Raw genomic sequence first — 9,126 nt, 5'->3', positions numbered from 1 at the left:
CGTCGCCAAGTGACCGCGCAAGCGGCCTTTTCCCCCTGAACGCCTGGCCACGGCCCTCGCCGACGGCCTACGGGAGATAGCACGCCACCTGCTGCTGAAGTTCCCCCCTGATCTTGGACAGCGGGTTCTTACGCTGCGGGGGTGAAGTCTTGCTGCAGCCTGGCTCGGGTTTCGAGTGGGGTGAGGTATCCGAACTCGGGGTGCTTGCGGAGCCTGGTGCGGTTGTATTCGACTTCGATGAAGCGGAAGACGTCGGCTCTGGCGGCCTCGCGGCTCTCCCAGACGGTGGTGCCGATCTCCGCCTTCAGCAAGCCGAAGAAGCTCTCAGCTGCGGCGTTATCGTAGCATATGCCGGTTCGTCCCATGCTCTGCCTCAGATTCAACTTCCTTGCTTTCCTGCGGAATTCGGTACTCGTGTACTCGCTGCCGCGGTCGGTGTGCATGATGCAGCCGGGCTTCAGGCCGCCGCGGCCGGCGGCCATCTTCAGGGCGTCGGTGACCAGCTCGGCGCGGTGGTGGTCGGCCATCGCGTAGCCGATCACCTCGCGGGTTGCCAGGTCGATGACCGTCGCCAGGTACCACCAGCCCTCGACCGTCGGGAGATACGTGATGTCCCCGACGAGCTTCGTGCCGGGCCGCTCGGCGGTGAAGTCCCGGCCGACCAGGTCCGGAGCCGGGGCGGCCTTGGAATCCTGCTTCGTCAGGTGGCGGCGCCTGCGACGGGTGACACCGCGGATATCCCGCTCGCGCATGATCCGCTCGACCTTCTTCCGGTTGATGCCGTGGCCCTGCCTGCGCAGGGCCGCGTGCACCCGGGGGACGCCGTAGGCGCCCCGGGAAGCGGCGTGGATCTCGCGAATCCGACCGGCCAACTCGTCATCGGTGCGTTCTCGCTCGGCGACCGCCGGCCGCGAGGCGAGCCACGCGTAGTAGGTGGAGCGGTTGACGCCCATCACGCGGCACAGCAGCGCGACACTGAAGACATCGGGGTTGTCCTCGGTGGCCTTCTCCGCATCGATGAAGAGGCATACAGCGCCTACTTCACGATCTCCTTCGCGAAGAAGGCCGCGGCTTTTACCAGGATCTCGTTCGCCTTCTTGACCTCGGCGAGCTCGCGGCGGACACGGCGCAACTCCTCGCGTTCATCGGTGGTCAGCGCACCGGCCTGCCCCTCGCCCCGGTCGGTGCGGTCCTGCTTGACCCAGCCCCGCAGCCCTTCGGGGCCCACTCCCAGTTCCCGGGCGATCTCGGTGACGTTCCGATGCGGCGAGGACCGGATGAGCGCGATCGCGTCCCGCTTGAACTCGGCCGTGTACCGCTTGCTCATGTTGCTCTTGCCACTCACTGCCTGAACTGCTTCCTTCGGGACCCAACCGTCCCAGTATCAGGCTGTCCAGTTCAGCGGGGGAACTTCAGGCACCGCCCCAGCCCCCGGCCGGCCCGCACCGCCCGGCACCGCGCCGCTGACCGCGAAATCCCCCGACACCCGATTCCACCAGGTGTTACGCAAGTACCCGAGCACCGCGAACGGAGGCCCCGTGACCAGAACCACCGAGCACGCCACCACCACCCCGGCCCCGATCACCACCCCGGTCCCGGCCGCCTCCGACCCGCTCCTGCAGCTGGAGTACGAGACCCAGCCGCCCAGCGGACCCGAGACCGTCCGTCTCGCGCAGTGCCCCTCCGAACTGGCGCTGCGCGGCATCCCGGTGACCTGCTCCAGCTGCCGCGGGCGCCGCGACTGGCTGCTGATCAACCACCGCCGCCACGTCTGGATCGGCTGTCGCTGCGGGGCGGAGTGGCTGGAGCCGGAGATCACCCGGCGGGACTTCGACGCCATGATCGCGGACCCGACCTGGACGCGGTACGGCAGCCTCGCCGAGGCCCGAATCGCTCTGGGGTTCGATGGCATGTTCGCCGGGCTGTACCTGGAGTAACGAGCGCCAAGCTCGTCGGCTGGACTGCCCCCGCAACCGACACTTCTCCCGAAGCGTCTATGCTCGGCGACCGTGCTCGTTCGATCACGGCGAGCCATGGAGCTTCTTGGGGGAGAGCAGCCGATGTCCGACTCGGTGGGGTACACCGTCCAGCCCGACGCGCTGGACCACGTGACCACGGGACTCAACAACGTCGCAACCGACCTGGCCTCGGCCAACCAGGCCTACACCGCGCAGAAGCCCTACCAGTCCGCCGACTTCGGCGAGTTCGGTGTGGACCAGGCGTGGGCGGGCTTCGACACCAACTGGGGCCAGGAACTGCACGTCACCCAGCGCGCCGTGGCGCAACTGGTCCAGAAGATGTCGGCCACCAGCGCCAACTACCGTGCCGCGGAAACAACGGCCGCCGCATCGCTGACCCCGGCGCAGACCCGATGAGCAAGGTCGCGGACCTGCAGAAGGCGCAGCAGTCCATCACGCACCCTGGTTCCGACTTCTTCATCGGCCCCGCGCTGCTCAGCGCGATCGGCAAGGCCCTGGCCGTGGCCGGGCCGGCCGGGAACCCGGGCGTGATACGCGAGCGGGCCAAGGCGTACGCGGAAACCGCCAAGGCCTATGCCAAGGCGTCCACCGACCTCGGGGACGCCGCCGACAACCGGCTGCCGAACGCCTGGACCGGCTCGGTCGCCGAGAACGCCGCCCAGTCCATCCGGGCGCTGGCGAACGAACTGGCCGTCTCCCAGAAGTCCTTGGAGCAGGCCGCCACCGAGCTGAACGCCTGGGCGGACAGCCTGGAAGGGGCTCAGAGCACCGACGCGCAGGGCGTGACCGCCCTGGAGAACGTGCAGAAGTCACTCGCCCACGACGCCTTCGACGTCAGCAAGGCCATAGCCGCCATCGAACCTGCCAACACCGCCGTGGGAACCAGGATCTCGGCCGCCCAGCGGGCGGACAGCAGCGGCACCCGCGCCGCGAGCATGCTCAACCAGCTCGCCGCCAGGGCCCGTACCGAGCGCGCCGGACAGGGGCCGATCGATCCCCTCGCGGCGCTGGTGCTGGCGAACGAGAAGGGCCCCGGCGGCAACGCGGACGGCGATTACATCCTGACGGACGGGCAACTCGACCGCGCCAAGCAGTTCATGTCCGTGATGAACGGCGCCGACCAGCTCGCGTTCCAGAAGCTCCTGTCCGACGCGAAGTCACCGGAGGAGGCCGCCTACCTCTGGAAGGCCCTGGCGGCCGGCCACTCGGTGGCCGACGTCCAGAAGTTCGCCGCGCTGATCCACCCCCACGGCGACGACCCGCGCTGGCTGTCCGAGCACCTGGTTCCGGCGCTCGGTTCGGATCCCTTGCGGGAGGAGTCCACCACCCAGGCGACCGGGCTGACCTACAAGGGCACCGCGGTCCTCGACGGCATCGACGTCTACAGCCAGGGCAGCGTCAACGACTGCGTCGCCGCCTCCACGGTGGTCGCGAGCCTCAAGATCGACCCGGTGACGATGCTCCAGCTCACCACCGGCAACATGACCGACGTCCCGGGAGCCGACTCGCCCGAGTACTTCAAGCAGCGCCTCCAGCAGCTCTTCATCGGCCAGTACCAGCAGGGCCAGCTGGCCGACGGCGGCCAGAAGGTCTACCCGGAGAACAACGGCGGGATCGGACCGAAGGGCAACACCTTCCTCGCCGACCAGAACCTCGGGAAGGCCACGGGTTCGACCTACGAGTACGTCAACCTGGACACCGACGACGACCGGCGCGCGGCCGTCACCCGGATCGAGAAGGCCCTGGACGAGGGCAAGCCGGTGCCGTTCTGCGCCTTCGACGAGGCCAGCGCCGCGAAGGGCGAGAACGGCAACTACCACCAGATGGTGATCGTGGCCCGGGACGGCGACCGGCTACAGGTCTACAACCCGTGGGGCCAGTCGGTGTGGGTGACCGAGGACCAGTTCATCCACAACCACCTGAACGACGGTGGCCTCACCGGCACGACGAACATCAACCGGCCCTACGGAGCGGAGCTGCCGAAATGACCGACATCCTCCCGGACGCCGACCTGATGACCGGCTACGACGTCGAGGCCGCCATCACCCGCGGCCTGCTGATCGACGGAGTCCCGCGCCGGGTGCTCTTCGGCGAGGCGGCGATCGCCGCCTCCTACCAGGCCGAGGCCCTACGCATCGGCCCCGACCCGCTGGGCTTCCTGGCCCAGTACGTCCGCGCCGGCGGCTTCGCCGGCGCGCTCGCCCTGCCCGAGCCGGTGATCGGCCGGGAACCGGGCGAGCTGGTCCGCGGCTGGCTGCGCGCGGCCGCGGCCGGCGGGGCGGACCTCGGGCGCGAGGTCCTGTTCGCCCGCTGGCTGGCCGAGGTCGCGCTCCTGATCACCATGCGTCGCCGAGTCCGGGAAGAGGGCAACTGATGCGCCGAACCGTCATCACCACCGTGGCGGCACTCCTGGCCGGCGCCCTGCTGCTCGTCTCCTACCTCGAGGGCTGGTGGTCCGACTCCGGCCCGACCGGCACCACGGTCGCCACCGCCACCCGACCGGAGGTGGAGGTGCCTCTCCCCGACAAGGCGTGGGACGCCACCACCCCGTATCCGACCAGTACGGTGACCCTGGCGGTCGGACAGCGGCTCGGCGTCAGAACGATCGGGGGCGCCCTGCAGAAGAAGTGGTACCTCTACTCGGCGGGCGACGGCAGCGTGCTGCGGCCCGGTAAGGACTTCGTCGTCAGCTCCTGCCCACCCCTGCCGGGTTGCACGTCAGAGTTCGACCTGACCTTCAGCGCCTTGGCGCCCGGAACCACCACACTGACGTGGTTGTTCGGGGAGGGGGGTTGCAGTGCCGGCGTACCGAAGTTCGAGTGGGAGCGGTGCGACATCTCCAAGAGCATCCAGGTCACCGTCCGCTGAACATCACAAGGAACCTCGATGGTTCCGGCCGCCCCGCGCATCACCCCGTCTCCCCGAACCGGGAGGGCGGGAGCTGAGGCGGCGTGCCCTCGCCGCTGTGACGGGTGACCCTGGCCGCCGTCGGCGAGCGGCTCGGCGTGCCCGGCGGGCTGGAGAGCGTCACGGCCGTGACGCGGGAACTCGTCGCGGCGGGCGATGGTGTCGTGCTCCGGCGTCGGCCGGACGCCATCACCGTGCCCTGCCTACAGGACACGATCGGCTGCGACGCCGGGGGCGACCAGACCTTTATTCCGGCCGCCAGTCGGTCGTGGCCGGGCAGAGCACACTGCCCGGCCGCACCAGCGAGGCAGTCTCAGACAGTCGCGTGCGTCACACCAATGCCGGACCTTTGCACGGCCTGGCGTAGGCGGATTCGTACCGGCCTCGCGGGTCGTGGTGGGCGGAGCGAATCACGTCCTCCAGAGGAATACGACGGCAAAGGAATAAGTGCTCTCCGCCGGTATAGGCAGGAAACGCGAAGGGACCGCTTCCCGGTGTCGGGCGGCGCTCCCTTGCGCTTGGTCAGCGCTCCGGAGTCGGAGGAGGTGCTGGTGAGGGGAGTCGGCCGGAGACGGCCAGCCGGTGGAGGCTGAGCCGGACGGCGGCCGGGCGCAGGCCGAGGCTGTCGGCCAGCGTCTCCGGTGCGAGGCCGGGGGCCTGCTGAAGGTGTTCGAGGACGGCGCGGTCGGTCCGCTCGTCGGCCGCGCGCATCGTGCGGCAGGCGCCGAGCGCGCCGCAGGCGAGGGCGAACATGCCGATGGCGCACACCGTAGGCGTCGGTCAGGGCGGCCGGGACGGCGGTGGCGGCGCCCAGGGGGGCGAGGGCGCAGCAGACGATGAGCGCGCCGGGGCGGCGGATCGGGCGATCGGTCACGGCGGATTTCGTCAGCTGCTGGTGTCGGTGGCCGTCCTGGTGCGCAGGTCGCTGCGGTGGCCCTGGCCGATCGGCTTCCAGTCCCGGAAGGTGGAGGGCTTCCAGCGGGGGCGGTCGGGGATGCTGGTGTCGTCGGGGGCGGGAAGGGTGCCGCGGTTTCGGCGGTTGCGGGCGGCGCCGACGCTGATGCCCAGGTGCGCGGCGACCTCGGCGTAGCTCCAGAGCTGCTGGTCGTCGGCCATGCGTGTGTCCTTCCTCGGTGCTTCGGTGACGAGCGTACGCGCCGCCGCTCGGGTGGGCGTACGGCGAGGCCACCCCGGTCTGGTCGGCGCGGGGCGGCCTTGTGCGGTGGTGTTCAGGAATCGGCGAGGTGGTTGGCGAGGTTGAGGGCGGCGGTGGCGACGGCGAGGGCGGAGCACAGGCCGGTGACCTCGTGGAGGGTGGGCCGCACCAGGCGGGGCCAGTCGTCGGGGGCGGCGGGCCAGGTGGCGAGGTGGACGTCGGTGATGGCGAGGCCGAGGCGGGCGGTGACGTCCCAGCCGGCCTGGGGAGCCTTCTCCCACCGCAGCAGGACGCGGCCGAAGGGGAGTCTGGGTGCGGTGTTCGGGAGCCACAGGATCTGGATCGGCCGGTCGGGGACGGCGGGGGCGCGGTGGACGAGCGCTCCGCTGGCCCACGGCGGCATGGGGTGCAGCGCGAAGCGCTCCAGCGGCTGCGGGTGGGCGGGGCGGCGGGTGGTGGGGATGTGGGTCTCCTTCGGGCGGGCGATGGTTCAGGCCCAGGCGAGCTCTTCGCGGACGGCGGTGGGCAGGTAGCCCTCCTGGCCGTCCTCGGCCAGGTAGACGAGGCCGTCGTGGACCGTGACGTTCGAGGCGAGCAGGTGGGAGAACGGCCAGTCCGGGTTCACGGCGAGGCGGACGCGCAGGTTGGGGTCGAGGTCCTTGAGCTGGGCGATTAGGTGGGCGACGGTCAGGTACTGGGGCACAGCGGTCTCCGGGTGGTGAAGGGGGCGGCGGTGGGGGTGTGGGCGGTGGTCACGGGAGGTCGAGGCGGAGCCTCTCGCGCAGCACGGGCGGGGCCTTCGGACGGGGCCGGGGGTGGGTGTCGAGGTGGCGCTTGCGGGACTCGTTGACGTAGCCCTTGCCGGGGCGCTTGAACTCCCAGCTGCCGCAGGTGCAGACGGCGCTGGAGTAGGCGCGGCCGGGGCAGTCGGGGTGCAGGGGCTTGCCGGACTGGTGTGCTTGTGGTCCGGCGGGCAGAGGGAGTCGTCGGAGTGGTGGTTGGTCAGCGGGACGCGGTGGACGGTCACTCAGGTCCTCTCGGGGGCCGGGATCGTCGGGGCGGGAAGGCGGCGTCGGGGACGGACGAGGACGGATTCGTCGGCGGGCCACGGGTCGCAGCACTCCCAGGGGAAGTCCCGGGCGAGGACCACGGTGCCGTGCGGGCCCTCGACCTCGGGCAGGCCGCAGACGCCGCAGCCGCAGGCAGGGTCGTACGGGCCGGGGTCGGCCGGGTAGGGGCCGCCGGCGAAGTAGTCGGTGCAGCGCAGGCGCGCGGTGTCGGCGGTGAAGGCGGAGACGATCAGGTCGCCGGGACGGACCTCGTCGGCGCGGACGATCCGAAGGGCGGGGCTGGCCAGGAGGAGGCGGGCTGCGCGGTGGGCGGTGGCGGCGGTGACGATGAGCGGGTGGAAGGCGACGTGATGGGTGGTCATGGCACTGCCCCTCGTGGTGGGCGGCTGCCCCAGGCGCGGGCCGGACCAGCCGCTGGTGGTTCAGTCGGCGAGGCGGCAGGAGCGCTGCGGAAGCGGCCCGTTTTCGGTGCCGAGGAGGACCAGGCCGTCGGCGGCCAGGCGGCCGAGGGACCTGGCGACGGTGCGGTCGCTCAGGCCGAGAGCGGTGCCGATCCGGCGGACCCGGGTGCCGACCGGTGTCTTGGCGAGCTGGGCGAGGACGCGGGCATCCCGGCGCAGGTCGCTCTCGTGGACGTCGTCGAGGGTGAGCAGCAGGCCGCTCACGGCGAAGCCGAGGCTGAGGGCGAACGTGGTGGAGACGGGCGGGACGAAGAAGGCGTTGGTCAGGCCGAGCGCGGTGATGACCGGGCCGGGGGCGCGGGTGAGGACGGTGGTGATGGGCAGGGATGCTTCCTTTGCCGGAGTCGGTGGCAGCGGTGGCTGGTCAGGCGCGCTGGCGCGGTATGGGCGGGGCTTCGCCGCCGTGGGCCTCGATCAGGTCCCGCACCAGGGCGACGGGGACGTGCAGGTACACGGATTCGGTGGGGTCGTTCTCGTCCGCGCCGGGGTCGAGGTGCTCGCGCCAGTGGGCCCACGGTTCGGGGCGGCGGGTGGGGAATCCGACCTCCAGCGTGACGGCGGGCAGCAGGAACACGTCGGCGCGGTCGGGGCGAGCACCGAGAGGCGGAAGCCGTCCGCGCACGCGATGTGCGGGTCGGCCAGGGCGCGGCTGAGCGCGTCGCGCGCGGTGCCGTGGGCGATGCGGTGGTCGAGGCGGGGTGTGGGCAACGAGTCCTCCGGGAGCGGTAGTCGGCCGGTGTCCGTGGGCGGGGGTGGCGATGAGTGCGGCGAGGAAGCCTGCGACGGCCTCGGAGGGGGTATGGACGCCGAACTCCTGGGTCCACGGGGCGGCGCCGGTGGGCTGGACCTGGATGCGCCAGAGGATGCCGCGCTTCCACGCGCCGGGGTCCTCGGGCAGCCAGCCGACGTAGACGAGCCCGTCCGGGCTGGTGCAGTGCACGTTGGCCTCGGGGGTGTCGACCATCGGCCAGCCGAGGCCGGAGAGCAGGGCGAGGACCGGCTCCGCGCTGTGGTCGGACGCGAGCCAGGAGCGCTCTTCGGCGGACGGGCGGACGGGGGCTGGCAGGAGGCTGCTGGGGGTGTTCACGGGGGCCGGTCCCTTAGTTGACCTGCGGTTTCGGCGACATGAGTACGTTGACATGCAGCGTCCCGAAGTTCGTAGTCGTTTACCGGGAACCGCCCTCTGCCGTGGGCGAACTGGGCGGGAATGGATCGGGGCGCCCGGATGCTGAAGCAGGGTTACGGCGCTACGCCGTACGGGATCACGAGGGGGATGAAGGCGATGGCGGCGGGCAGAGGCCGGGCCATGGCGGCGCTGGAGCACAAGATCCGCAGCGCGGGACGGACGTGGACGTTGGGCGACGTCACGGCGATCGGCGAGGGCCAGTGGGCCGTGCGCACCGGGAGCCGTGCCGAGCGGCAGCAGGATGAGGCGGTGGAGGCGCGGCTGGTGGACGGTCGGCGGGTGGAGCTGACCGTGGAGGAGCTGGCCCGCGTGGTGGGCGCCACCGACCCGGGCACCCGCCACGAACCGGAGGCGAACTGACCTGTGG

General features: G+C 71.2%; 15 protein-coding genes. 6 read left to right on the top strand and 9 right to left on the bottom strand.

From position 1 onward, the window contains the following. Positions 1–128 precede the first annotated feature (128 nt). Positions 129–1,019: an IS3 family transposase gene (locus ACIRRH_RS40150; RefSeq protein ID WP_403077830.1), complete on the bottom strand. Its 891-nt coding sequence runs from the start codon at positions 1,017–1,019 to the stop codon at positions 129–131. A 17-nt stretch (positions 1,020–1,036) separates the two neighbouring features. Further along, positions 1,037–1,345: a transposase gene (locus ACIRRH_RS40145; RefSeq protein ID WP_403077824.1), complete on the bottom strand. Its 309-nt coding sequence runs from the start codon at positions 1,343–1,345 to the stop codon at positions 1,037–1,039. A 193-nt stretch (positions 1,346–1,538) separates the two neighbouring features. On the opposite strand from ACIRRH_RS40145, the gene ACIRRH_RS40140 reads away from it, so the two are divergent. The 5 genes from ACIRRH_RS40140 to ACIRRH_RS40120 all read left to right on the top strand — a co-directional run bounded on the left by ACIRRH_RS40140 (position 1,539) and on the right by ACIRRH_RS40120 (position 4,847). Next, a complete protein-coding gene (locus tag ACIRRH_RS40140; protein WP_403077821.1) occupies positions 1,539–1,937 on the top strand; it encodes a hypothetical protein in 399 nt (132 codons plus the stop codon). Positions 1,938–2,060: 123 nt separating this feature from the next. Further along, the gene (locus tag ACIRRH_RS40135; RefSeq protein WP_403077818.1) at positions 2,061–2,375 is read left to right on the top strand and encodes a type VII secretion target; all 315 of its coding nucleotides are present in this window, start codon (positions 2,061–2,063) and stop codon (positions 2,373–2,375) included. Continuing rightward, entirely contained in the window at positions 2,372–3,967 is a 1,596-nt protein-coding gene (locus ACIRRH_RS40130) for a hypothetical protein (protein WP_403077816.1), read from the top strand. The genes ACIRRH_RS40135 and ACIRRH_RS40130 overlap by 4 nt, the downstream gene beginning before the upstream one ends. After that, entirely contained in the window at positions 3,964–4,353 is a 390-nt protein-coding gene (locus tag ACIRRH_RS40125; RefSeq protein ID WP_403077813.1) for a hypothetical protein, read from the top strand. Before ACIRRH_RS40130 ends, ACIRRH_RS40125 begins: the two co-directional genes overlap by 4 nt. Beyond that, positions 4,353–4,847 (top strand): hypothetical protein, encoded by a 495-nt coding sequence (locus ACIRRH_RS40120; protein WP_403077810.1) that lies wholly within the window; start codon positions 4,353–4,355, stop codon positions 4,845–4,847. The genes ACIRRH_RS40125 and ACIRRH_RS40120 overlap by 1 nt, the downstream gene beginning before the upstream one ends. 561 nt (positions 4,848–5,408) lie before the next feature. Here the strand turns inward: ACIRRH_RS40120 and ACIRRH_RS40115 are convergent. From ACIRRH_RS40115 to ACIRRH_RS40085, 7 genes are all read right to left on the bottom strand, one after another. Continuing rightward, positions 5,409–5,639: a winged helix-turn-helix domain-containing protein gene (locus tag ACIRRH_RS40115; protein WP_403077808.1), complete on the bottom strand. Its 231-nt coding sequence runs from the start codon at positions 5,637–5,639 to the stop codon at positions 5,409–5,411. Between the two features lie 132 nt (positions 5,640–5,771). Beyond that, positions 5,772–6,002, bottom strand: coding sequence for a MarR family transcriptional regulator (locus tag ACIRRH_RS40110; protein ID WP_403077805.1), 231 nt, complete (start codon positions 6,000–6,002; stop codon positions 5,772–5,774). 113 nt (positions 6,003–6,115) lie between these two features. Then, a complete protein-coding gene (locus ACIRRH_RS40105; protein ID WP_403077802.1) occupies positions 6,116–6,445 on the bottom strand; it encodes an esterase in 330 nt (109 codons plus the stop codon). A gap of 87 nt (positions 6,446–6,532) precedes the next feature. Then, positions 6,533–6,745, bottom strand: a complete 213-nt coding sequence (locus ACIRRH_RS40100) for a hypothetical protein (RefSeq protein ID WP_403077799.1) — start codon at positions 6,743–6,745, stop codon at positions 6,533–6,535. A 324-nt stretch (positions 6,746–7,069) separates the two neighbouring features. Further along, the gene (locus ACIRRH_RS40095) at positions 7,070–7,474 is read right to left on the bottom strand and encodes a hypothetical protein (protein ID WP_403077797.1); all 405 of its coding nucleotides are present in this window, start codon (positions 7,472–7,474) and stop codon (positions 7,070–7,072) included. 60 nt (positions 7,475–7,534) lie between these two features. After that, positions 7,535–7,777 carry a hypothetical protein gene (locus ACIRRH_RS40090; protein ID WP_403077794.1) on the bottom strand — a complete coding sequence of 81 codons (243 nt, stop codon included), beginning with the start codon at positions 7,775–7,777 and terminating at the stop codon, positions 7,535–7,537. A 160-nt stretch (positions 7,778–7,937) separates the two neighbouring features. After that, entirely contained in the window at positions 7,938–8,660 is a 723-nt protein-coding gene (locus ACIRRH_RS40085) for a DUF317 domain-containing protein (protein ID WP_403077791.1), read from the bottom strand. Positions 8,661–8,798: 138 nt separating this feature from the next. Here ACIRRH_RS40085 and ACIRRH_RS40080 point away from each other — a divergent pair, with 138 nt between their 5' ends. Beyond that, positions 8,799–9,119: a hypothetical protein gene (locus ACIRRH_RS40080; RefSeq protein WP_403077788.1), complete on the top strand. Its 321-nt coding sequence runs from the start codon at positions 8,799–8,801 to the stop codon at positions 9,117–9,119. The last annotated feature ends 7 nt before the right edge of the window (positions 9,120–9,126 follow it).

It is taken from the genome of Kitasatospora sp. NPDC101235 (assembly GCF_044767505.1).
Taxonomy (GTDB): Bacteria; Actinomycetota; Actinomycetes; order Streptomycetales; family Streptomycetaceae; genus Kitasatospora.
Note: the sequence above shows the minus strand (reverse complement) of the source record. Positions and strands in the feature narration are given on the sequence as shown.

Excerpts from the sequence above, each read along its gene's own strand:
- ACIRRH_RS40135 (WP_403077818.1), top strand. The coding sequence starts at position 2,061 with ATGTCCGACTCGGTGGGGTACACCGTCCAGCCCGACGCGCTGGACCAC.
- ACIRRH_RS40130 (WP_403077816.1), top strand. The coding sequence starts at position 2,372 with ATGAGCAAGGTCGCGGACCTGCAGAAGGCGCAGCAGTCCATCACGCAC.
- ACIRRH_RS40125 (WP_403077813.1), top strand. The coding sequence starts at position 3,964 with ATGACCGACATCCTCCCGGACGCCGACCTGATGACCGGCTACGACGTC.
- ACIRRH_RS40120 (WP_403077810.1), top strand. The coding sequence starts at position 4,353 with ATGCGCCGAACCGTCATCACCACCGTGGCGGCACTCCTGGCCGGCGCC.
- ACIRRH_RS40115 (WP_403077808.1), bottom strand. The coding sequence starts at position 5,639 with ATGTTCGCCCTCGCCTGCGGCGCGCTCGGCGCCTGCCGCACGATGCGC.
- ACIRRH_RS40110 (WP_403077805.1), bottom strand. The coding sequence starts at position 6,002 with ATGGCCGACGACCAGCAGCTCTGGAGCTACGCCGAGGTCGCCGCGCAC.
- ACIRRH_RS40105 (WP_403077802.1), bottom strand. The coding sequence starts at position 6,445 with ATGCCGCCGTGGGCCAGCGGAGCGCTCGTCCACCGCGCCCCCGCCGTC.
- ACIRRH_RS40095 (WP_403077797.1), bottom strand. The coding sequence starts at position 7,474 with ATGACCACCCATCACGTCGCCTTCCACCCGCTCATCGTCACCGCCGCC.
- ACIRRH_RS40080 (WP_403077788.1), top strand. The coding sequence starts at position 8,799 with ATGCTGAAGCAGGGTTACGGCGCTACGCCGTACGGGATCACGAGGGGG.